This is a genomic window from Maribacter sp. BPC-D8, from assembly GCF_035207705.1.
GTDB lineage: Bacteria > Bacteroidota > Bacteroidia > Flavobacteriales > Flavobacteriaceae > Maribacter.
On record NZ_CP128187.1, the window covers coordinates 3,084,841 to 3,110,029 of the forward strand.

General features: G+C 36.0%; 19 protein-coding genes. 13 read left to right on the plus strand and 6 right to left on the minus strand.

What is annotated here, in order from left to right:
* Positions 1-205 precede the first annotated feature (205 nt).
* Positions 206-1,597, plus strand: a complete 1,392-nt coding sequence (locus tag QSV08_RS13700; protein WP_324023994.1) for a Gfo/Idh/MocA family protein — start codon at positions 206-208, stop codon at positions 1,595-1,597.
* Here the strand turns inward: QSV08_RS13700 and QSV08_RS13705 are convergent, their stop codons facing one another.
* Positions 1,598-2,071 (minus strand): Lrp/AsnC family transcriptional regulator, encoded by a 474-nt coding sequence (locus QSV08_RS13705; protein ID WP_324023996.1) that lies wholly within the window; start codon positions 2,069-2,071, stop codon positions 1,598-1,600.
* A gap of 503 nt (positions 2,072-2,574) precedes the next feature.
* On the opposite strand from QSV08_RS13705, the gene QSV08_RS13710 reads away from it, so the two are divergent.
* Together QSV08_RS13710 and QSV08_RS13715 are read left to right on the plus strand one after the other, a co-directional pair.
* Entirely contained in the window at positions 2,575-3,765 is a 1,191-nt protein-coding gene (locus QSV08_RS13710) for a pyridoxal phosphate-dependent aminotransferase (RefSeq protein WP_324023998.1), read from the plus strand.
* Between the two features lie 124 nt (positions 3,766-3,889).
* Positions 3,890-5,077 (plus strand): AEC family transporter, encoded by a 1,188-nt coding sequence (locus tag QSV08_RS13715; RefSeq protein WP_324024000.1) that lies wholly within the window; start codon positions 3,890-3,892, stop codon positions 5,075-5,077.
* 3 nt (positions 5,078-5,080) lie between these two features.
* Here the strand turns inward: QSV08_RS13715 and QSV08_RS13720 are convergent, their stop codons facing one another.
* Positions 5,081-6,433, minus strand: coding sequence for a Gfo/Idh/MocA family protein (locus tag QSV08_RS13720; RefSeq protein ID WP_324024002.1), 1,353 nt, complete (start codon positions 6,431-6,433; stop codon positions 5,081-5,083).
* Positions 6,434-6,576: 143 nt separating this feature from the next.
* Here QSV08_RS13720 and QSV08_RS13725 point away from each other — a divergent pair, with 143 nt between their 5' ends.
* The 6 genes from QSV08_RS13725 to QSV08_RS13750 all read left to right on the plus strand — a co-directional run bounded on the left by QSV08_RS13725 (position 6,577) and on the right by QSV08_RS13750 (position 13,942).
* Entirely contained in the window at positions 6,577-7,455 is an 879-nt protein-coding gene (locus QSV08_RS13725) for a nucleotidyltransferase family protein (protein ID WP_324024003.1), read from the plus strand.
* A 266-nt stretch (positions 7,456-7,721) separates the two neighbouring features.
* Entirely contained in the window at positions 7,722-8,087 is a 366-nt protein-coding gene (locus QSV08_RS13730; protein WP_324024005.1) for a DUF7009 family protein, read from the plus strand.
* An 83-nt stretch (positions 8,088-8,170) separates the two neighbouring features.
* On the plus strand, positions 8,171-10,468 hold the full coding sequence (locus QSV08_RS13735; RefSeq protein WP_324024007.1) for an FdhF/YdeP family oxidoreductase: 2,298 nt from the start codon (positions 8,171-8,173) through the stop codon (positions 10,466-10,468).
* Positions 10,469-10,706: 238 nt separating this feature from the next.
* Entirely contained in the window at positions 10,707-11,570 is an 864-nt protein-coding gene (locus QSV08_RS13740) for a UDP-2,3-diacylglucosamine diphosphatase (RefSeq protein WP_324024008.1), read from the plus strand.
* On the plus strand, positions 11,567-12,565 hold the full coding sequence (locus tag QSV08_RS13745) for a glycosyltransferase family protein (protein WP_324024011.1): 999 nt from the start codon (positions 11,567-11,569) through the stop codon (positions 12,563-12,565). The genes QSV08_RS13740 and QSV08_RS13745 overlap by 4 nt, the downstream gene beginning before the upstream one ends.
* 15 nt (positions 12,566-12,580) lie before the next feature.
* Complete coding sequence (locus QSV08_RS13750) at positions 12,581-13,942, plus strand: GH1 family beta-glucosidase (protein WP_324024013.1); 1,362 nt, start codon at positions 12,581-12,583, stop codon at positions 13,940-13,942.
* 133 nt (positions 13,943-14,075) lie between these two features.
* Here the strand turns inward: QSV08_RS13750 and QSV08_RS13755 are convergent, their stop codons facing one another.
* The 4 genes from QSV08_RS13755 to QSV08_RS13770 all read right to left on the minus strand — a co-directional run bounded on the left by QSV08_RS13755 (position 14,076) and on the right by QSV08_RS13770 (position 17,829).
* A complete protein-coding gene (locus QSV08_RS13755; RefSeq protein WP_324024015.1) occupies positions 14,076-15,254 on the minus strand; it encodes an acyl-CoA dehydrogenase family protein in 1,179 nt (392 codons plus the stop codon).
* A 55-nt stretch (positions 15,255-15,309) separates the two neighbouring features.
* A complete protein-coding gene (locus QSV08_RS13760) occupies positions 15,310-15,969 on the minus strand; it encodes a tRNA1(Val) (adenine(37)-N6)-methyltransferase (RefSeq protein WP_324024017.1) in 660 nt (219 codons plus the stop codon).
* 64 nt (positions 15,970-16,033) lie between these two features.
* Entirely contained in the window at positions 16,034-16,747 is a 714-nt protein-coding gene (locus QSV08_RS13765; RefSeq protein ID WP_324024019.1) for a LytR/AlgR family response regulator transcription factor, read from the minus strand.
* Positions 16,744-17,829: a sensor histidine kinase gene (locus QSV08_RS13770; protein ID WP_324024021.1), complete on the minus strand. Its 1,086-nt coding sequence runs from the start codon at positions 17,827-17,829 to the stop codon at positions 16,744-16,746. The genes QSV08_RS13765 and QSV08_RS13770 overlap by 4 nt, the downstream gene beginning before the upstream one ends.
* Before the next feature lie 354 nt (positions 17,830-18,183).
* Between QSV08_RS13770 and QSV08_RS13775 the strand changes: the two genes are divergently transcribed.
* The 4 genes from QSV08_RS13775 to QSV08_RS13790 all read left to right on the plus strand — a co-directional run bounded on the left by QSV08_RS13775 (position 18,184) and on the right by QSV08_RS13790 (position 25,167).
* Complete coding sequence (locus QSV08_RS13775) at positions 18,184-19,281, plus strand: carbohydrate-binding family 9-like protein (protein ID WP_324024023.1); 1,098 nt, start codon at positions 18,184-18,186, stop codon at positions 19,279-19,281.
* Positions 19,265-20,377: a family 10 glycosylhydrolase gene (locus QSV08_RS13780; RefSeq protein WP_324024025.1), complete on the plus strand. Its 1,113-nt coding sequence runs from the start codon at positions 19,265-19,267 to the stop codon at positions 20,375-20,377. Before QSV08_RS13775 ends, QSV08_RS13780 begins: the two co-directional genes overlap by 17 nt.
* Positions 20,378-20,523: 146 nt before the next feature.
* Positions 20,524-23,628 (plus strand): SusC/RagA family TonB-linked outer membrane protein, encoded by a 3,105-nt coding sequence (locus QSV08_RS13785; protein WP_324024027.1) that lies wholly within the window; start codon positions 20,524-20,526, stop codon positions 23,626-23,628.
* A gap of 9 nt (positions 23,629-23,637) precedes the next feature.
* The gene (locus QSV08_RS13790) at positions 23,638-25,167 is read left to right on the plus strand and encodes a SusD/RagB family nutrient-binding outer membrane lipoprotein (protein ID WP_324024029.1); all 1,530 of its coding nucleotides are present in this window, start codon (positions 23,638-23,640) and stop codon (positions 25,165-25,167) included.
* The last annotated feature ends 22 nt before the right edge of the window (positions 25,168-25,189 follow it).

The following is a 25,189-nucleotide window of genomic DNA, read 5'->3' on the forward strand; positions in this document are numbered from 1 at the left end:
GTTGTTCTAGAAAAATTTAGTGCCATTTAAATCATAAATGTTGCCAATTGGTCAATTATACAGGTGAATGACCATAAATTATGTAGCGTCGACTTTAGGAATTAAGAGATTCTAAGATTATGCTTCAACTGCATATACCTAAGACCATAATTAATTGGTATTTTTAATAGCTTACAACAACAACTAATTTCAACGCTTACCCATCATGACAAAAAAGAATTCTAGAAGGTCGTTTATTAAACGAGCTTCAATTACCTCTGCCGCATTAAGTACAACTCCATTTCTTCTTGCAGCATCAAAAAATGAAACTCAGCTCTTACATAGAAATTATTCTTTTCAAGACTTTGGCATAAATGACCAAATTAACATAGCTCTTATAGGCACAGGTATTCAAGGTATTTATGACACACAAGCAGCTTTACAAGTTGCTGGTATAAAATTAGTAGCCGCATGTGATTTATATACAGGCAGACTTGACCGAGCAAAAGAGCTTTGGGGACAAGATATTTTTGTAACAAGAGATTTCCGAGAAATTTTAAATAGAAAAGATATTGATGCCGTTTTAATAGCAACACCAGATCATTGGCACCAAACTATAACCGTAGCTGCTCTAAAAGCAGGCAAGCATGTGTATTGTGAAAAGCCAATGGTTCAAAACTTCAATGAAGGTCAAGAGATTATTAAAGCTCAAAAAGATTCAGGTAAAATATGTCAAATTGGTAGTCAAGGAATGTCATCGCTCGGTAATGAAAAAGCCAAAGCACTTTATGAAGATGGAGCAATTGGCGATATTGTGATGTTAGATATGTACAATGATCGATATTCTGCGGAAGGTGCTTGGCAATATCCAATACCTACAGATGCCAATTCTAAGACTGTTGATTTTGATACCTTTTTGGGGAGCGCACCAAAAGTACCATTTGATAACAATCGGTTTTTTAGATGGAGAAACTATCAAGATTATGGTACCGGTGTTGCCGGAGATTTATTCGTACATGCATTCTCTACCCTAAACTATGTAATAAGTTCAGACGGACCGAACAGAGCTTTGGCAACTGGTGGACTCCGTTATTGGAAAGACGGTAGAGACGTACCCGATGTTTCCATTACACTTTATGATTATCCAAAAACAGCAACCCATGCTCCTTTTAATGCCGCTTTTCGTATCAATTTCATCGCAGGTAGTGGCGGTGGTGGCGGATTCAAATTAATTGGCACCGAAGGCGAAATGGAAATAGGTCAGAATTCGGTTACTGTAAATCGCTCTAAATTAGGTATGGAACCTAGCGGATATTCTATGATATCATTTACAGAAGACATGCAAGCTAAAATAAGAGCGGAATACGCTTCTAAAAAATTAGATACTAGAGCAAGTAGCTTAGCTACAGGTACAACTACTTGGCAAGCACCGAGGGATTATAAAGGAGCACATTATGATCACTTCTTTAATTTCTTTACGAGTATAAGAAATAATGGGAAAGTAATACAAGATCCAAAATTCGGATTAAGAGCTGCAGGTGCGGCACTATTGGCAAATGAGAGTTATTCAAGAAAACAGCCCGTAGACTGGAATCCGACCGAAATGAAATTACTATAATTAATCTTCTTCTACTTCTACGAATTGAATGTGGCGTTCCAAATTCTCTTCAATTGATATAAAAGATTCTATACCACGTATACCTGAAATACTAAGAATTTCATCTTGATACACTTGCTTGTAGTGAAAACTATCTCTAGCATGCATTTTTATAAAGATGTCGTACTTACCGGTTACGTGGTGTATTTTAACCACCTCTTCAATTTCGTTTAACCGCTTCATCACCTTTTTGAACAGGCTAATTTCACTCAAGAATATTCCTAAGAAAATAGTCATCTTCCAACCCATTTTAGCATAATCTAAACTTAAGGTCGCTCCAGTAATTAAACCCATCTCTCGCATCTTTCGCATTCGCATATGTACCGTACCCGGAGAAACTATCAATTTCTTGGCTACGTCTGTATATGGAGTCTGCGCATTTTCAGCTAAAATGTTTAAAATATTAAAATCAACTTGGTCTAATTTATTCCTCATTTGTGCTTATCGTTTAAATGACTATTTCAATAAAAGTTGAATTTTCATTGAACTATTGTAGGGATTTAACCCTTTTTAACAAATTTAATTTATACTTATCTAATTTTTAGTAATAATATGGCAATAAAATAACCAAAAAATGAAGTATTGTTTATTATTTGCTAATCAAATTATCAATAGTATAAAAAGTAGTTTTCATTGAAATAATAACACATCACCATAATAACCAATCAAGGCTTATAAAAAATTGAAATATCACCATTTTTTTAATTTAATAATGGTGATATTTCAATAAATAAACCTTTAACCATCTCATCTATAACCCCTTATAATACAGTCTCATTTTTATAATTCTTCAACAATCGATAATATTGTCTATACAGTAATACCAATATTTAAAGCAGTAAAATAAAGGTGTTCTACGAATAAAAAAGATCGCTGTTAAATCGTCTTTTATTCTTTTTAGAAGTATTCCTTTTCCAACATTTCAAACTTAAACACATATGAAAACTACAGTAAACAGAAGAAATTGGCTTAAAAGAGGTGTTCTTACCGCAGCAGGTGTAATGGCAGCTCCTTATTTAACCTATGGAGCTTTTCCGTCGCAACCTATTACGGTAGATGCAAAAGGAAACATTCCTTACACTCCGTTTTTCAAAGAGTATTTACCATATGTACCAACGCAGCCTCTAGAGCTTGCGGCGAAATTAAACGCAAACGAAAACCCATACGGACCATCACCTATGGCCGTTTCTGCTATGCAAGAATATGCACCAAAAGGAAACCGTTATGCTTGGAAAGAGTTGTATCAGTTGATGGATAAAATTGCAGTTGAAGAAGGTGTCAAGCAAGAGAATATTATGATGGGTCCTGGGTCATCTGATTTACTAGAAAAAACAGCCATGGTCTTCTTTCAAAATGGAGGAAATATTGTTTCTGCAGACCCGGCATACATGTCACTGATTAAAGTCGCGGAAGCTACAGGCGCAACATGGAAACCCATTCCACTTAAAAAAGATTGGTCTCATGATTTAGCAGCAATGGAAGCTGCCGTTGATGATGATACGAAATTGATTTATATCTGTAACCCTAATAATCCAACAGGTAGTATGACGGATCATGCAGAACTCATTGATTTCTGTTCTCGTGTATCTGAAAAGACTCCGATTTTTATTGATGAAGCCTATCTTGGTTTTTTAGACGATGCTGCAGAAAAGAGTATGGTTTCACTTATCAACGAAGGTAAAAATGTAATCATTGCACGTACTTTTTCTAAAATTCAAGGTATGGCTGGTTTACGTGTCGGTTATGTAGTTGCACAAACAGAAACATTAGATATCATCCAGAAAATTACCCGTGGCGGCATGGGTATCTCACTACCATCTGTATATGCTGCAATGGCTAGCATGGAAGATGTTGCCTTTAAAGATAAAACTAGAAAACTAAATAAAGAGTGTAGAGAGTATGTATATGAAAATCTAGATCGATTAGGTTTCGAATATGTGCCTTCCTCTACAAGTTTTATCATTTTCCCAATTGAAATGGACGGTAAACCTTTCTTAGAAAAAATGACATCTGAAGGTGTTGGCGTAAGAGCATTTGAAATCTACGGAAAAAACTGGTGTCGTGTAAGTATGGGTACTATGGATGAAATGAAACTATTTACAACTGCACTAGAAAAAGTGCTCGTATAAAATTGAATTAGTCCAGGAGTTGAAAGATTAGATAATTGCCTTGACACAATAACTCTGACTTCAACTCCTAGCGACTATACAATGATTCTTTACTGCCATTTAGAAATAAGAAACTACTCTAAGAATGAATTTTGCACTACAAAAAACCCTCGAATTAATACTAATTATTGGTCTTGGTGTATTATTACAAAAGAAGGTAGCCAAGCAAGATTTAAAAGGTGTTAAAGTCCTTATTCTAAGTGTGGCGTTACCAGCTACTATATTCGTAGCCCTTTTAAAAATAGAACTTAATGGAACCTTATTAGTTTTTCCATTAGCAGCATTAACTTTTAATCTTTTGATGTTATTGGCGACCAAATACTTTTTGGCAGCGTCTTTACATACCGAGGAAAAAAGTAAAAAACGGACCTTGATGATGCTTTTACCATCTACTGCACCTGGTCTTTCATGCTTTCCTTTTATTGTGGCTTACTTAGGTGATGATACCTTAGCTTTAGCCGCACTTGCAGATATTGGAAATAAAATATTTGTTCTGATACTTCTTTACATGCTAGCCATGCACTGGTATCGAAAAAATGCTGTTGTAGAGAAACAGGAATCTTCTTCTGCCAAATTAAAAGGACTTTTTATTTCTCTGATCAATGAACCTATAAACATCGTAATCGTAGTAGGTTTACTAATGTTAGGCTTCGGTCTGGACCTTTCCTCTTTACCCACCTTCTTTCAAAACACCGCTTTAAGCATTAAAGATTTAATGACGCCGTTAGTACTGCTATTTATTGGTATGGCCGTTAGAATAAACAAAGGAGAGTTCAAGTTGATAATTTCTATGCTCTTTCGTAGAATGGGACTTGCATTTTTATTGAGCGGACTTTTTGCTTACGCCATACCCGCTTTGACTCCGGCAATGATTTTACTATTAGTGGTATTTCCTCAAAGCGCATGTAGCTTCTGGCCATTTGCCCATATGAGTGCAATTCAGTCAATAGAAGATAAGGACGAACAACCCAACCCTACTTTTGATGTTAACTTCGGATTAAACATTTTAGCATGTTCACTACCCTTTTCAACGCTACTAATTATAGGCATTTTCTCTTTTAGCGATTACTTTATAAATCCGGTTACGTTACTTGGTTTAGGCTCAATTATTTTAGCAATCTCCTTTGCCCCAGACATTCTTAAAGCTACCAGTTTTAGAGCAGATAGAGAACGTAAGATTTCACTTAAATTATTAAAAAGAAAATCTAATATGACCATTGCAAAGGGCAACTACGAAGAAGAGAAAACCTTAAACGAAGCCAAAGCAAGCTAAGCCTTAATAGGTTTCTTTCATCCAATTATAAGGTGTTCTTTTCATCCAAAGACCCCGAGTAAAATCAGGGAAATCTTGAGGCTCACCATTATTCGCAATAGAAAGTTCTGAAAGTGGTGTTACCGCACTCCATGCCGCAGCATCATAAGCATCTAATGGCGGAGCAATGTTTGGCTTTGCTGATTCTACAAACGAATTCAATACAAAAAAGTCCATTCCGCCATGACCGGCATTTAAGGCATATTCCCCATATTTTTTCCAAAGTGGGTGGTCGTAGGTATCAAGCCAGGGCTGTGCATCATCCCATTGATGTGGTTCAGATTTTCCTTCCACATAAATTCGACTACCGTCTACTTCCCAGAGTCCGTTGGCACCTTGCGCTCGAAATCCTAAAGAATAAGGTCTTGGCAAATTACAATCATGGGTAATGATGATCGTTTCTCCGTTGGCAGTATCAATAGTGGAGGTAATAACATCACCCTGTTTAAACTTCACTTTTGCATTCGGGTGCTGTTCACCACCTTCCCTCACTATATAATTATGCAACCCAATACCTTTTGATGCATGCGATGTCATTGACATAAAACGATTACCACGGTTGACATCTGCCATCACTGCAATAGGTCCTAATCCATGGGTTGGGTATACATCTGCATTTCGTTTTACTGAATGCTCGGTACGCCATTTAGACTCCGATATTCCTTTCTCACCAAACTCCACCCCTTTTCCATAAGCGGTTTTACCATCATTGAATTTTACATGTCGCAAATCATGCTGATAGCCACATCTATAATGCACCATTTCTCCAAATATATTTTGCTTTACCATATTCAGCACCGCCAAAACATCTCTACGATAATTCACATTTTCTAAAATCATCATATGTGTACCTGTACGCTCATGGGTATTCACCAGATCCCAGCATTCTTCTAAAGTATTGGATGCAGATACTTCTACACCAGCATATTTACCAGCTTCCATAGCATCGACCGTCATACGGGTATGCCATAACCAAGGTGTAGCAATAATTACGGCATCTACATCTGCTAAAGCCAAAAGGTTCTTATAATCTAATTCATTTGCTCCAAATACTTTTGGGGCTTTACCCTTAGCATCGGCAATATGATTTTTAGCAATAGTTATTCTATCGGTATCAACATCACAAATAGCGGTAACATTCACATCTTTTCTAAGCAACAGGTTCTGTAAATGGTTTGTACCTCTCAAGCCTACACCTATTAGACCAACATTAAGTTTATCGGCAGCACTAAAACTATTATGGGCAAAACCAGGTACTGCAAATAGCCCCATACCAGCTATTGATGTATTCTTAATAAAATTTCTTCTTGATGCCATGTGATGTGAATTTTATGAACTCTGAATTTATAAAAACTTACTGACCCATATTAACTTATCATCAATTATAATGAGGTTACAACCGATAATTTGTACGAATTTTAATCACATTCGCTACTTTTGCGCTGTAAATACAGAAAATTATGACATTACTTTTAATGGCTGCCGGTAGCGGTAGTAGATATGGAAAGCTTAAACAATTTGATGATTTAGGTCCTAATGGTGAGTTTTTAATGGAGTTTGCCATTTATGACGCCATCCAAAATAATTTCGAGCAAATTGTAGTTATCACCAAAAAAGAGAACGTTTCTTTTTTAGAAGAGCATCTTTCTAAAAGAATACCAAGTACTATAAAGTTAAATGTTCTTGCCCAAGAACTTACAGATTTACCTGACGGAGTTACGTTTACTGGTGAGCGTAAGAAACCATGGGGTACGGCACATGCAGTTTGGACCGCAAGAAAAGTAATCGACGGACCATTTGTAGTTATTAACGCTGATGATTTTTACGGACAATCTGCCTACAAAAAAGCTGCTGACTTCATGAAATCTAATGATGAAGCTTATGCACTTTTAGGGTACACTTTAAAAGACACTTTATCTGAGCACGGTTCTGTTTCTAGAGGTGTGTGTGAAGTAAACGGAGATAATTTAGTTTCCGTTCAAGAGCGTTTAAAATTGGTTCAAAAGGAGAACAATATTCTTGATGAGGATACTAACCTAGAATTTACTGGTGATGAACAAGCTAGTATGAATTTTTGGGTATGCAGACCTTCTATCTTTGATAAAATAGAATCTGAATTCAGAATTTTCTTGAAAGACGATGACCGTATTGCTAAAAGCGAATTGTACATTCCTTTAATGATACAAGAAATGCTTCAAGCAAAAGAGATCGAAGTAAAATGTATACCTTCTGGTGGAGACTGGTTTGGTGTTACGTATGCAAGTGATAAAGAAAAAGCAATGAGTAGTTTAAAAGAAAAATCTGATTCAGGTAAATACCCTGCTCCTATTTGGAAATAAGACTTTCATTATTATAAAGTAAGACCTATTAGATATTTATTTAATGGGTTTTTTTATGTTCAAAAACGACATAAACTAAAAAGAGTCCGATCTTAACAGACCGGACTCTTTTACGAGAACACTATATGAAAATGAAAAATTTTTAATTCGTTTTTAATAACACTGTAAATGTACAGGTAAGGTTAACTATTAGAAACAAATTGATGTCAACTACTCATTTTTTGTTGTGAGATGGTCTATTTTTGTTGTGAACTCAATTTATAGCTATGAAAATTAGAATAAAAGGTGATTCTGTTAGGTTTCGACTAACCCAATCAGAAGTGAAATCGCTCTCTACAAACGGCGAGATTTACGACAGTACTAATTTTGGAAGTCAAGTCTTCAGTTACGGAGTTATTCTAAAAAGTAACACCAATCAATTACGAATTAGCTTTGAGAACAATCGAGTTACTTTAGAAATGCCAGAAACAACAGGTAAGGTTTGGTTTGAAAATGATATCATCACCTATGACCATACTATAAAAACAACTTCTGGCAACGAACTTTACTTACTATTAGAAAAAGATTTCACCTGTCTTGATAATACAATTGAAGATCAATCTGATAATTACCCAAACCCTAAGTTGAGCTAAAATCTAATATTTCTCATCAATTTTAAGGTAGTTTTAATGAATTTGATTGCTGTGGTTTCTTATACATTTACTAAGTTTAGTGTATGGATGCAAAAACCGAACGCAACGTCTCATTTAGAGGGTCAGAAGAATTTTTTGATATTGAAATAAAAGACCCGATTACACATGCCGCAGGCTATCTCGGTGTTCGTGAAGCTTTAAAACATACATTTAAAGAAATGGGCGTTTTACGATCCATGCGCACATTACTGAGCATGAATCAGAAAGACGGTTTTGATTGCCCTAGTTGTGCATGGCCAGATCCAGAACATCCATCTCCTGTAGCTGAATATTGCGAAAATGGGGCTAAGGCCTTAGGCGATGAAGCTACTACAGAAAAAATCGGCGCAAGTTTCTTTCAAAAGAACTCAGTTGAAGAATTGTCTCAATTAACTGATTACGAACTAAACAAATTTGGGCGTTTAGTAGAACCTTTGATTTTAAAACCTGGCAGTGTTCATTACGAACCTATCTCTTGGCAAGCAGCTTTTGATTTAATCGCATCAGAATTAAAAAAATTAAATAACCCAGACGAGGCTATTTTCTACACTTCAGGAAGATCAAGTAATGAAGCAGCATTCATATATGGTATGTTTGCCCGTGCTTTAGGTACCAATAATTTACCCGACTGCTCTAACATGTGCCATGAAAGTAGTGGCGTTGCCTTAGGTGAAACTTTAGGTATTGGTAAAGGATCTACAACTCTAGAAGATCTATACGAAGCTGAGGTTATTTTAATAGCTGGTCAAAACCCAGGCACCAATCACCCTAGAATGTTATCTGCGTTAGAAAAATGCAAGAAGAATGGCGGTAAGGTAATTAGTATAAATCCGCTTGAGGAATCTGGATTAGTAAATTTTAAAAATCCGCAGCATCTTGGCGGATGGATCGGTGGTGGCGAAGATATGGCAGATATTCATTTGCCGGTCAATATCAATCAAGACATCCCTTTGGTGAAATTGATCTTAAAGAAATTGGTTGCTTTAGATGAACAATCAAAAGATGTTTTTGACCACGCTTTTATTGAAAAATATACAGATGGTTATGAGTCTTTAATTGCCGACCTTAAAAATTATTCATCCGAAGAACTATTGGCGCAAACTGGCGTATCCGAAGAAAAAATTAATGAAACTGTAGCATTATTAGCTAGCAAATCTAAAATTATTGTGTGTTGGGCAATGGGTCTTACACAGCATAAAAATGGAGTAGAAAATATTAGAGAATATATAAATCTTCTATTACTTAAAGGTGCCATTGGCAAACCAAATGCTGGCACATGCCCAGTACGTGGTCATAGTAATGTACAAGGCGATCGTAGTGTTGGTATTCAGCATTTTGTTGACACGGCAATGAACGAACGTATTAAAGAACATTTAGGTTTTACACCGCCAGACCACGAAGGTTTAGATGTAGTAGGCACGCTGAAAGCTATGTATGAAGGCAAGGCTAAAGTATTTATGTGTTTAGGCGGTAACTTTTTAATGGCAGCTTCTGACACTGAATATACCGCCAAGGGTATTCAAAATTGCGACCTTACGGTACAGGTAAGTACCAAATTGAATCGTACACACTTAATTACTGGTAAAACAGCCCTTATTCTCCCTACCATAGGTAGATCAGAGAAAGACATGAAAGATGGCAAACCACGTCATTTTACGGTAGAAAACAGCATGGGCCGTGTAAAACGCTCTAAAGGAATTCTAAAACCCGCTGCTGATACTATAATGAGCGAGCCAGAGATTATTGCCAATATGGGACATGCATATTTCGGTGAAGGTCATTCTATGAATTGGAAGGCTCTTGGTAATGACTATGAATTGATCAGAACACAGATAGATCAAGTTGCCAAAGGGTTTAGCAAAACAGAAGAACGTTCTGTAGGTGCAGGTTACTACTTACCAAACAATGTACGTGAGTTAGATTTTAGCATGCTACCTAACGGAAAAGCACAGTTTTCGGTCAATAAATTACCAGGTCACCAATTGGCTAAAGATGAGTACATGTTAATGACCATACGCTCACATGATCAATTCAATACGACCATTTATGGCTTAGATGATCGCTATAGAGGTGTATACAATGCAAGACGGGTGATTTTTATGAATATTGATGACATGAAAGCCATCGGACTCAAAAAACTAGATGTAGTTGATATGACCAGCACGTATGATGATCAGATTAGAACTGCTCATAACTTTAAGGTAGTACCTTACAATATACCATCAGGTAATTTGGCATCTTATTTTCCTGAAACCAATGTATTAGTGCCTTACAATCATTTTGCTGACCGAAGCAAAACACCTATCAGCAAGTCAGTTAAGGTGAGATTGGTAAAGAAATAGTTAACTAATATTTCACTGACATTCAAATACTTAACAATCTGGTAACTCAAAAATAAGTTAGCAGTAACCTTGTTATTCTCTTATTTTTTGAAACTTTACGGTCATATGTTTCAGTACATGAAATCTATTGAATTGACCGTTTTCTCAAATGTCCTTCTTGCATATAATGACAAGTTGGAGGTCAATCTACCCCTATTTAATATTTCAAAATCTTCAGATAAAAACCTCCAATCATTTTATGAAAAAAAGACCAGTTGACATTGTAGTCATTTCTGATGTTCATTTAGGAACATACGGCTGCCACGCTAAAGAGCTTTTAAAATACATGAAATCTATAAAGCCAAAAGAAGTAATTCTTAATGGTGATATTGTTGACATTTGGCAATTTAGCAAACGTTATTTTCCAAAATCTCACATGAAGGTAATTAAGCTTTTATTAGAGTGGGTTGCCAAAGGTGTACCTGTACATTATATTACAGGTAACCATGATGAACTGTTGCGTAAATTTTCTGGTAATAACATGGGGTCATTAAGTATTGTCAATAAAATAGTGATTCCGCTTGACGAGAAAAAAGCATGGATTTTTCATGGTGATGTTTTTGATGTTACCATGCAACATAGTAAATGGGTTGCCAAGCTTGGTGCGAAAGGGTACGACTCTTTAATTCTACTAAATAGAGGTATTAACTTCATTAGCAAGAAAATAGGTAGAGGTCCCATTTCTATGTCTAAAAAGATAAAAAACAGTGTAAAATCTGCCGTTAAGTTTATTAACGACTTTGAGCAGATTGCTGCCGATATCGCTATAGAAAATGGTTATGATTATGTGATATGCGGACATATTCACCAACCAGAAATTCGTAAAATAAAAACTGATAAGGGTGAGGTCACCTATTTAAATTCAGGAGACTGGATTGAAAATTTAACAGCACTTGAATACCACAAAGGAAAGTGGAAACTATATTCTTACCTAGAAGACCAACTCGTAATTGACCATCAAGAAGATAGTAAAGAAGAAACCTTTGTCTTAGAAAAGGCAGAGCTTTTTGAAAGCCTATTAGAAGAGTTTAGAATTAGTGGAATGACCCAACAGACCAAATGAAAGTACTATACGCAATACAAGGTACCGGCAACGGACATTTAAGCAGAGCACGAGACGTTATCCCTGCGCTTTTGAAACACAATATTTCTTTAGATATTTTGGTGAGTGGCATACAAGCAGACATTAAGCTGCCCTACCCTATTAAATATCAATTAAAAGGACTAAGTTTCATCTTCGGCAAAAAAGGAGGTGTAGATGTCTGGAAAACCTATTACAGAGCAAACTCCCTTCGTTTACAGAAAGAAATTAAAAGCATACCTGTAGAAGAATACGACCTCATCATAAATGATTTTGAACCCGTAACGGCATGGGCATGTAAGTTAAAAAATAAACCTTGCTATAGTTTTAGTCACCAAGCTGCCGTTATATCTAGCAAAGCACCAAAACCCAAAAAAAATGATAGCTTAGGAAAATGGATATTAAATAATTATGCCCCTACAAGCCATCAATTCGGACTTCATTTTAAATCGTACGAAGCAAACATATACACACCTATAATAAGAAACGATATTCGTTCTGCTACAGTATCAAACGGCGAGCATTATACAGTCTATTTACCCTCATATAGTGATGAAAAATTATTGCGCTTTTTAAGCAAGATGAAAAGAGTAAAATGGGAGGTTTTTTCAAAGCACAGCACTTATGAATATTTCAGCAATAATATTCATATAAAACCCATTACCAATGAAGCCTTTGTAAAAAGCATGGCATCAAGTAAAGGTGTCTTATGTGGAGCCGGTTTTGAAACCCCTGCAGAAAGTCTTTTCATGCAAAAGAAACTGCTGGTAATACCCATGAAAGGGCAATACGAACAGCAATGTAATGCCGCAGCATTGTCAAAAATGGGAGTGCCTGTAATTAAATCGCTCAAAAAAAAGCACTTGGCTAAACTGAAACATTGGCTGAATACTGATACTACTATCCCAGTAGATTACCCAGACATTACAGATAAAATCGTTTCAAAACTTCTAGAAGCATCTCTAGTAATTCGCTAAAAAAGCCCAATTCAATTGAAAGAACAAAAAGAGCCCCTTTTGAATGCATCAGATTTTGGTGAAGATTTCACATGGGGCGTATCGACTGCAGCATATCAAATTGAAGGCGGTCATGATGCAGACGGCAAAGGTCGATCCATTTGGGACAAGTTTACCGAAACCCCGAAAATGATTCATAACGGAGACCACGCAAATGTCTCTTGCGACTTTTATAATAAGTACAAAGAAGATATTCTTTTAATGAAGTCCATGAATATTGATAATTACCGTTTCTCAATATCATGGACCAGAATTTTACCTTATGGCGTCGGAACCATAAATGCCGCAGGTGTAGATTTTTATAATAAGGTGATCGACTTTTGCCTAGAAAACGAAATCACCCCTTGGGTGACCGTATATCATTGGGATCTACCTCAGATACTAGAAAATAAAGGAGGATGGACAAATAGGGAAATCATAACCTGGTTTTCAGAATTCACGCAAGTCTGTGCCAATGCTTTTGGCGACCGAGTAAAACATTGGATGGTCTTGAACGAACCAATGGTATTTACAGGAGCTGGATATTTTTTAGGTGTGCATGCGCCCAGCAAGAAAGGACTAAAGAATTTTCTACCCGCCGCACACCACGCAGTTCTTTGTCAAGCAGCAGGCGGTCGAATACTTCGAAAATTAGTGCCTGATGCTCAAATAGGTACTACATTTTCATGCTCGCAAATTACCCCGTACAGACAGAATAAGCGAGATCAAAAAACTGCAATAATGGTCGATGCATTACTCAATCGTTTATTTATAGAACCAGCTCTAGGCTTAGGCTACCCCACAAATGAAGCACCGATTCTAAAAAAACTAAAACCTTACATTCAACCGACCGATATGGAAGATTGCATATTCGATTTTGATTTTATCGGAATTCAAAATTATACTCGCGAAAAAGTAAAATACAGTCTTTTGGTACCCTACATAAAAGCTAAGATTGTAAAAGCTAGCAAACGAAATGTAGAAACCACCTTGATGGATTGGGAGGTGTACCCACCAAGTATTTACAATATGATCAAGAAATTCGGGGAGTATCCGCAGATTAAAAAAATAATCATCACAGAGAATGGCGCTGCTTTTAAAGACACCATTGAAGGAGAAATTATAACTGACACAGACCGATTAAATTTTCTACAACGTTATTTAAGCGAAGTACTAAAAGCAAAACAAGAAGGCTTAAATATTCACGGATATTTCGTGTGGACATTTACAGATAACTTCGAATGGGCAGAAGGTTACCATCCAAGATTCGGATTGGTACATATCGACTTTAAAACACTAAAGAGAACGATGAAAGAATCGGGGAGATGGTTTTCTCAGTTTTTATCTCACAAGAATTAAGCGCATAAAAAAGCCGATGCTCCCATCGGCTTAAGCTTTTATCCAAAAAACATGCACACATCTTACTCGCGCTGTTCAAAGGTATATGTACGTTCTTTATTCTATGTTAAGAAAATTATATCAAAATGTTACCTTATTGAAAAGCCGGCATTCCTGTAATATCTGCACCCGTAATCAATAAATGAATATCATGAGTACCTTCATAGGTAATTACACTTTCTAAGTTCATCATATGGCGCATAATACTGTATTCACCGGTAATACCCATACCACCTAATACCTGTCTTGCTTCACGAGCTATATTAATAGCCATCTCAACATTATTTCTTTTCGCCATTGATATTTGAGCAGTAGTCGCTTTACCTTGATTCTTTAACTGCCCTAATCTAAACGCTAATAATTGCGCCTTGGTAATTTCGGTAATCATTTCTGCCAATTTCTTTTGTTGCAATTGTGTAGCTGCAATAGGCTTACCGAATTGCACACGCTCTTTTGCATATCTTAATGCCGTATCATAACAATCCATCGCTGCACCGATCGCACCCCAAGCAATACCGAATCTTGCAGAATCTAAACAACCTAACGGCGCCCCTAATCCCGATTTATTTGGCAAAAGGTTTTCTTTCGGAACTTTTACGTTATCAAAAATCAATTCTCCTGTTGCAGAAGCTCTTAAAGACCATTTATTATGCGTTTCTGGCGTTGTGAAGCCTTCCATCCCACGCTCTACGATTAAACCATGAATACGTCCTTCTTCATTCTTTGCCCAAACAACGGCAATATCACAGAAAGGTGAATTTGATATCCAAAGTTTAGCTCCGTTCAAAAGATAATGATCACCCATATCTTTATACTTGGTCTCCATACCACTAGGGTTAGAACCGTGGTTAGGTTCGGTTAACCCGAAAGAACCCATCCATTCACCAGATGCTAATTTTGGTAAGTATTTTTTACGTTGTTCTTCTGTACCGTATGTAAAAATAGGGTACATCACTAAAGACGATTGTACCGATGCCGTAGAACGAACACCACTATCGCCTCTCTCAATTTCTTGCATGATGAGTCCGTAACTGATTTGATCAAGACCTGCACCACCATATTCCTCAGGAATATATGGACCAAAAGCACCTATTTCAGCAAGACCTTTTATAATCTGCTTTGGGAATTCTGCTTTTTGAGCATATTCTTCAATAATTGGAGATACATCGCGCTTCACCCATTGGCGTGCGGCATCGCGAATTAACAGATGTTCTTCAGAAAGTAAATCATCTAAATTGTAATAATCTGGTGCTTCAAATAAATCTGGTCTCATAACAATGCTTTTATCAAAGATAAATAAAGAAATATAACAATATGCAAGACTAAAGTTACATTTTTAAATAAAACTCTTTAGTCAAGTCCACATACTCAGCAGTATAGACATGCCGTTCTGTTTCAATCACCAACTCGGTAGTCTTACATTTTTGTTCTTCTCTAGAGAACGCCAATAACACACGTTTTATTTCTGAAGTCGGGTTCCCTTTTACATGAAGACATTCTTTTGGAAACAAACCTAAGTCTGCTGCCATATGTACAAATGCCTCTTTTTCTTTAAAAGGAATAATTGTAGCGAATTGTCCGTTTTCGGTTAGTAATTTCGAAACACCCTCTAAAAGTTCATTAAAGGGAAGAAACTCATTTTGTCGTGCTTGATCTCGCTGTAGATTACCCGAAGTTACCGTCTCAGCATAAAAAGGTGGGTTACAAACAATCAATTCATATTGGTCTTCGATTTCATCAACGAATTCATCTAAACCGGCATGGTAGCAGTATAATCGATCGCCCCATGGCGATAACTCAAAATTCTCTACACATTGCTCATAGGCATCTGCATCAATCTCTATGGCATCCATTACCTCTGCAAAGCAACGTTGTGCCAACATTAAAGAAATAACACCTGTACCAGCACCAATATCAAGAATAGATTCTGGGTTGTTTTCGACATTTGCCCAAGCACCTAAAAGAACTCCGTCTGTACCAATTTTCATGGCGCAGCGATCTTGGTTGACACTGAACTGTTTAAATTTAAAAGGCTCGCTCACAGTAAAAATCCTAATCCGTTAAATCATTTAATATTCTACTTTTGGCATCTGCCAAGTAGCTTCTACCAATAGTATATCTAATACCACCAATTTCAACACTATTACCTTCAACAACACTAACCTTATCTACGGCAATAGTGTAAGACCTATGAATTCTAAGAAAATTATCGCCTGGTAGTTCATCTGTAAAACTACTTAGTGTTCTATGGATGATATATTTAGCGGTTGGGGTAATAATTCTTATATAATCTTTTAAGCTCTCTATGACCATTATCTCCTCAAGGTATATTTTCTGAAGCTTCTTTTTATCGACCTTCACGAAAATTGATGGTTTCTCGTCTTTATCTGACGAACCATTATCTGAACCTTTCTTTAAACCAATTACACGGTCTACAGATTTAAAGAATCTAGGTAATGAAATAGGCTTCACCAAATAATCTATCGCCTCAAGCTCAAAACTTTTTAATGCATGCTCTTCATGTGCCGTAGTCATAATAACAAATGGCTTTTTATGTAACGTACTCAAGAATTCCAATCCGTCAAGAAAGGGCATATTAATATCTAAGAACATGATATCAACTTGGTGGTCTCTTAAAAAAGTTGATGCATCCAAGGCGTTTGAAAAGGTGCCTTCTAACTGCAATTCTTTAACTCTCTCTATATAGTTTTTAAGCACCTTTACTGCTAACGGTTCATCATCTACAACTATCACTTTCAAAATCATATCACCTTAAGCTTTAAAAAAACATTGAACATTTTATCCTCTTCGAATATCTGTAAATCATAATCATTTTTACCATACCCTAACTCTAAACGCTTTTTCACATTCGAGAGACCGATACCACCTCTTTTTACAGGATAAACATACTCTTTATTAACATTAGGTATAGAATTGGACACTTTAAAGTCCATAAAACCATCTTCCACCTTTATATCAATTTTTATCTTCATTTCCCCAATATTCTTACTTGCCCCATGCTTAAAGCAATTTTCTATAAGAGGAATAAGCAACATTGGCGGTATTTTACAATTAACAAGATCGCCTGAAATATTCATATCAATCTTCAAAGAGTCATCGAAACGAATACGTTCCAAATCTATGTAATTTCTAATACAATTAATTTCGCTAGTTAAATCTTGTCGTTGCTTTTTTGTTGCATACAATAAATAACGCATTAGCTCAGACAATTTTAAAATAACCTCGGGCGCCTGGTCAGATTTTTCTAGCGTTAAAGAATATATGTTATTTAAGGTATTAAAAAAGAAATGTGGAGAAACCTGAGAACGTAAAAAACGGAGTTCTGTTTTTAATTGTCTCTTTTCTAAATCATGTAGTTTACTACTTTCTCTAAGCCAATCGACCGTAAGTTTAATCGCTGTAAAAAAAGATATTACATACACCTCACCTATCATAGTTTGTACTGCGTAGCCAATAGTAAGTGTATCTATAATTTCGTTTGCTTCTGGCATAACATCTGTACTCACCAAATAATAGGTAAGGTTATATTTGAATAAGAGCATTACGAGTAAAGCCAATAATATATATATCGTATACTGAACGTATTTTTTAGTATAAATGAACTTTGGCATTAAGTAGTAGGCATTCAAATAAGCCAAAAACATGTGTATAGGAAAACCTATTAAATTGGTACGTAAAGAAAGTAGAAAATCGTCGTGAATGAAGGTCCAACGAAAAGTATTAAATCCGAAGTAGACCGACCAAAATAAAATGTGGTGCCAGGGTTTAATTTCACTGGTTCCGAAGAATTTAGGCCTATTTAAAAACTTTCTCAATCTAATATCCATAGGCTAAATACACTTCTGCTTTATTGACTTAATTTGACGTTGAGCATCAATCTTTAGTTGTTAGGCTAAAATTATTCGGATTAACCATTATTTTGAAAATATTCAACGTGACTGTTTCGAATAGGTAAATATTAATCGTTGCTAAATGTACTTAAAAACAACAAGAGCATGATTTCACTTTAAAATGAGATTAATAGCCAATTCGAATCGACTTATAATATTAAAAACACCCAAAGGGTAGAACAAATTAAAGTAAAAGGATTGACTTACCTAATATCCTTTAAATCTAAATATCGCAATAATTGATATAGCGAATGTTAGCAAAAATTTAATTACTACATTAAAAATAAGATTATGGCAATTGTCAATAAGAAATCAATAAAGTCAAAAAAAGCAGTTGCCCTATTATTGTTTTTACTATACCTAGGTGCCATATCAATGGCAGCTCAGAAAACACCTCTTACTTACGTAGCACAAAATACTACAGAAAACATTACAGTAGATGGAAAAATGGATGAGTCTTCATGGCAAAAAACATCTTGGTCCAGCAACTTTATAGATATTGAAGGTATTAAAAAGCCAACTTATGAAACCAAATTCAAAATGCTTTGGGACGATACCAATATCTATTTTTTTGCTGAATTAAAAGAACCACATGTTTGGGGAACTTTAAAACAAAAAGACACCATAATATTTTACAATAATGATTTTGAAATCTTTATTGACCCAGATGGTGACACTCATAATTACTACGAATTTGAAATGAACGCCTTAAATACCATATGGGATCTTTACCTATCTAAACCTTACAGAAACAACGGACATATAACTGATGGATGGGATTTTAAAGGAATAAAAACAGCAGTACAGGTAAACGGCACCTTAAACAATGTTTCTGATATTGATGAAGGTTGGTCTATAGAAATCGCAATACCATGGTCGTTCACCACTGCACCTGGCGGAAAACCTCATGTACCAGAAAATGAATCTTGGAGAATAAATTTTTCGAGAGTGAATTGGGATTTCGAAGTGCAAAACGGCAAGTATTCTCGAAAAAGAGATAGTGCAGGTAAATTTCTACCAGAATATAACTGGGTATGGTCACCGCAAGAAGTCATAAATATGCACGAACCAGAACGATGGGGTTATGTTTATTTCAACAAAGACTCTAATATCACCGAATATATAATACCTGAAGATGAACATATTAAGTGGTACATGTATGAATTGTATAGAAATCTTAAGAATGAAAATAGCGACAAAAAGAAGTGGACTTTAAAAAACGGACAGCTACAACACGAGCCTAAAACAATAGCAAAAAAGGCAATAGCTGCTGTTTTAGAAGAGAATAATTTCGGCTTTGACCTTTGGGTAAAAAGTCCGTTCACGAACAATAAATTAATCATACATACCGACGGAAAATTTGAAACCTACCATGATAAAACCAACTAAATTTTTAATTTTTTTCATTTTCGCCTTTATTATTTCATGTGAAACGAAGAAAGAAACAGCTACCGAAACTACCAATGATAACTCTATTTCTAAAGAAGGGAAATTTAAACTCTGGACTTGGATCACTGCTGAAAAAACCAGAACCGATGCCTCATTTGACGAGGAATTTAAAAAGTATGGCGATAACGGATTAGATGCAATTTTAATTAACACATACGGCGACCCAGAACTATTAGCTAGACTTGTACCAATTGCCAAAAAACATAATCTAGAAGTTCACGCTTGGATGTTTACCATGAATCGCCCTGGTGATAAAGTCGCAGAACAGCACCCAGAATGGTACGCGGTAAGTAGAGATGGTAAATCTTGCTTTGACGAACCACCTTATGTAGGTTATTACAAGTGGCTTTGCCCAACTAGAAAAGAATCTCGCGAACACATTCTAGGCTTAATAGAAGGATTATCCAAAGTTGAAGGTGTAGCTAGTTTTCATTTAGATTATATCAGATACTCAGACATCTTTTTACCTATTGGGCTGTTACCAAAATATGATTTGAAACAAGAAACTGAACTACCAGAATATGACTTCTGCTATTGCGATGTATGTACGGCTGAATTCGAAAAAGAACATCATAAAAATCCGAATGACTTTAGTAATCCTGCGATTGATATGGAGTGGAAAAATTTCAGATTAAATAAGGTCAAAGCGATTGTAGACGAAGCTTATAAAATTACCCATGAAAATGGTAAATTATTAACTGCGGCTGTATTTCCTTATCCAGAGATGGCAGATCATATGGTTCGCCAAAGATGGGATAAATGGCAGGTAGATGCTGTATTACCGATGATCTATAATGTTTTCTATAACGAAGAAATTGATTGGATCGGGTACGCCACTAAACAAGGAGTTGAAGATTTAGAAGGCAGAAATACAGAATTACATACCGGTATTTATGTGCCAGAAATGACCGTTGAGCAATTAACAGAAGCTATTCATCAAGCAAAAAGCAATGGTGCAAACGGAGTATCATTCTTTGACGGACCAGCTATAACCGACGAACAATGGCAAGTAATTAAAGCTTCACAAAAACCTTAATTATTGTTTCATTTCTAAAGTTTTACTTTTTGTTAACACGTTGTTAAGCTTTTCACAATAGTTATTTGTCGAAATTTTTCATCATTCAACAGATTATAGATCAACTTGATACCTTATTATATTCAACTAACTAAACTCAATCATTTATGAACAAAAAATTCTTAAGTTTTTTGACCATTACGTTACTGCTGTTTTTTCAAGGAGTAACCGGTCAAGATAAAAACGTATCTGGTATTGTCACAGACGATACAGGATCACCTTTGCCGGGTGTAAACGTTGTTGAAAAAGGCACATCGAATGGTACTTCTACCGATTTTGATGGTAATTACGTAATTAACGTTGACACAAATGCAACTTTAGTATTTTCATCTTTAGGGTATAAAACTAAAGAAGTTGCTGTCAATGGTAGATCAACAGTAAACGCTTCAATTGACGAAGATGCTAGCGAATTAGATGAAGTAGTTGTAACTGCTTTAGGTATTCGTAAAGAAACCAAAGCATTAGGGTATTCATTAACAGAGGTTGATGCTGACGAAATCGCAACAATTAAAACACCAAATGCAATTAACTCGTTACAGGGTAAAATAGCTGGTGTAAACATTTCACAAAATGCAACAGGTGCTGCTGGTTCTAGTAGAGTTGTAATTAGAGGTGCAAGTTCATTATCCGGTAACAACCAACCACTTTATGTAGTTGATGGTATTCCTATAGGTAACGGAAATAATGGTTCTGCCAGTTTATGGGGTGGATCTGATGGTGGTGATGGTATTTCTAGTTTGAACCCAGATGACATCGAATCTATTTCTGTTCTTAAAGGTGGTGCAGCATCTGCGCTTTACGGCTCTCGTGCCGCAGGTGGAGTAATTATAGTGACTACTAAATCCGGTAAAGACCAAGAAGGTTTCGGAGTTGAATTTAGTAGTTCTGTAACTTTTGATAGAGTAAACACAGATTTACAAGATTTTCAACAAGATTACGGTCAAGGTATTAGAGGCGAAAGACCAGCAACACAAACTGCTGCTTTAGACGCAGGTAGTTCTTCTTGGGGTGAAGCTTTTGACGGAGCAAACTCTATACAATTTGATGGCGTTTCTAGACCATACTCTTATACTGGAAACAATGTAGATAAATTCTACAGAACAGGTTCTACATTCATTAATACAGTCGCAATAACAAATGCTTCTGAAAACATGACCTATAGATTGTCTGCTTCAGACTTAACGAATGAAGACGTTCTGCCAAATGCAGGATTAAACAGAAAATCATTCTCTATAAATTCAAGCGCAATTTTAGCTGAAAAATTGACTAGTAGCGTAAATGCAAAATACATTATAGAAAAGGTTAAAAATAGACCTAGACTTTCAGATTCTCCAGGTAACGCCAATTTCTCTGTTGCATTATTACCAGGTAACATAGATGTAACAACATTACAACCAGCAACAAATCCTGATGGTTCTGAAAGAGGTTTTAGCACGAATACATTTTCTACCAATCCATATTTCGCAGCAAATAATTTCAATAATGAAGATGTAAGAAATAGAATTATAGCATCTACATCATTACGTTATGACATTTTAGACTGGCTTTCTTTAACCGGTAGAATCGGTATTGATCATGATGTTATTAGAAGAACATCTGCAGAACCATTTGGTACTGCATACAAACCTTTAGGTGGTATCAATGAAGAAGAAAGAAGATACAATCAAGTTGATGCGGATTTAATATTAGCTGCTGAAAAAGATATCACAGACAAATTTGCTATTTCTGCTCTTGTTGGTGCCAACAATAACCACGTTAAATCTGAAAACCTTTTCTTAGGTGGTAATGATTTTATTGTTCCTGGTTTAGAAGATATAGGCAATACAGTTAGTCAGTCTCGTAGTAGAGAATATTCAGAAAGAAAAATTGGATCAGTATATGGTTCACTAGAATTATCTTACGATCGCTGGGCATATGTAACTTTTACTGGCAGAAATGACTGGTTCTCAACCTTATCTTTCCCTGGAAAAACTACGCCAAACGATGACTTTTACCCTTCTGTTAATGGTAGTTTAATTCTATCAGACGCACTTAACCTACCTTCATTTGTAAGTTTCTTAAAACTTAGAGGTGGTTATTCTGAAGTTGCAGGTGGTGCACAAAACCCTTACTCTTTAGCTTTAACTTACGAGATTTTCGGAAACCCTATTGCAGGTCAACCATTAGGAAGGATTTCAGGAAGCACAGTACCAAATGCTAATTTAGTAGCCTTTAGTAAAAGTGAAACTGAAATAGGTTTAGATATGAGATTCTTCAACAACAGACTTTCACTTGACGTTGCTTACTACAGTAATGAAACGACTAATGATATTGTTGATGTAGCAACTTCATCTTATTCAGGATTTTCTGGAGCAAGTGCCAACTTAGGTAAGGTTTCAAATGAAGGTGTTGAATTTTTAATTAGTGGTTCTCCTATCAAAACAAATGACTTTACATGGAATACGACAATTAATGGTGCCTACAATCGAGGTTTAGTTGAAGCAACTGATGATGTTAATTCTGATGTTAATTTAGATGAACCAAGAACACAGAACGTTAGAATTACACATATCGTTGGTGAAACTTATGGAACTATCGTTGGCGTATCTTACGAGCGTGATGATAATGGTACTATCGTTTATGAAATTGATGGAGACGGGGTTCCTAGAGCAGTAGAAGGTGAACGTAAAATACTAGGCGAAGGTGTACCTCCATTAACTCTTGGTTTTACAAATTCATTTAATTATAAGAACTTCAATTTGAACTTCTTGATCGATGGTAAATTTGGAGGTCAGATATTCTCTGGTACCAACACCATTCTTTATGGATCAGGTTTACATAAAAACACTTTAGAAGGTAGAGAAAGTGGCTTAACTGTTTCTGGTATTGACCAAGCAACTGGTCAGCCATTTACAACTACTGTAGCTCCAGAAAACCTTTCAACATACTACGGTGAAATAAACGATATCGCAGAAGAGTTCGTTGAAGATTCTGATTATATCAAATTCAGACAATTAAGCATTGGGTATTCATTACCTCAGAAAGCTTTGGAAAATGTATTCTTAACCAATGTTAACGTATCGCTGATTGCATCAAACTTATTTTACATCAAAAAAAGTGTTGATAATATTGACCCAGAAAGTGCGTACACTGCAGGAAACTCGCAAGGTTTAGAATATTTCGGGGTTCCGTCTGCTAGAAGTTACGGTCTAACTATCAATGTAAAGTTTTAAAAGAGAACTATGAAAAAATCAATATACATACTACTGTTCGCACTACTTTCTGTTGGTGCATGTGACGACGGCTTTGAAGAATTAAATGTCAATCCTACCAAGCCTACTCAAGTTGCAGCTGGCAACAAGCTAACTGCGGTAATGAAGTTTATCTCTAGCGAAAGATATGATAACTGGAGAGCAGGAATGATCTATCAATCTACAATGATGCAACATGTTGCTACAACTGCAGGTTATTGGAGTGGCGACAAGTATACTTGGAACAAAGGATACGCTTCTTCATTACTTGATAGATATTATGGTAATGCTGTAAAATCAATTGAAGATTTAACATTACAGCTAGAAGAGGAAGAAGCTCCTGAAGAGATGAAAGCTATTGTAAAAATCTTACGTGTTTTTACATATGCAAGAATTACAGATCTTTATGGTGATGTTCCTTATAGCGAAGCAGGAAAAGCAGTTATCGAAGGTATTTATCTACCTAAGTATGATTTGCAAAGTGAAATATATCCTGATTTATTAAATCAATTGGAAGAAGCTTCTGCTGCTCTAGGTACAGGAACATCTGATTTTGGTGCTGCTGATGTTATCTATAACGGTGACCAAGCAAAATGGAAAAAACTAGCAAACTCATTGATGTTGCGCTTAGGTCTTAGATTGATTAAAGTTGACCCAACGGCTTCTCAAGCTTGGGCAGCAAAAGCAATCGCTGGTGGTGTTATGACTTCTAACGAAGACATCTTTTATCTTCAACATGATGCTGATAACAAAAATGGTATAGGTGAAGTTTTTACTGCAGACAGCAACCCAAGAATGAGTGATACATTCATTAATTTCTTAAAAGATGCAGGTGACCCAAGACTTACAGTGCTAGCTTCTTTACCAGAAAATACAGGCGAAGAAGATGCTGAAGGAAATGCAATTTTAAGAACTCCGGCAGAAAGACTTGACCCAGCCAATCAAGCTGGTCTACCAAATGGATTAGATTCAGATTTACTGAATGATTTAACTGGCGAAGAAAATGTTCAAGCATACTCAGAACCAAATAGATTATTGATCACGTCTGAAATTGCACCTATGATCTTTCAAACCTATGCTGAAGTAGAATTCATGTTAGCAGAGGCTAATGTAAGATGGGGTCTTGCAGGTGATGCAGAAGCACACTACAATAATGGTGTTACTGCAGCGATGAAGCATTTATCGCTTTATGGTGCTGATGGCACTATCGCTGATGTTGATATCGCAGATTACCTAACGGCTAATCCTTATGATTCTACTAACGCCTTAGAACAAATAAACACCCAATATTGGGCTGCTACATTCTTAAATGAATATGAAACATTCTCTAACTGGAGAAGAACTGGTTTCCCTGTTCTTACACCTGTAAATTACCCTGGTAACGTTACCAACGGTACTATACCGAGAAGACTTACATATTCTGAAAATGAGCAAAGCACAAATCCGGATAACTATGCGGCTGCAATCGCTATACAAGGTCCTGATGTTCTTACCACACGAGTTTGGTGGGATGTGCAGTAACAATAATTAAGTTTGGTTTTTG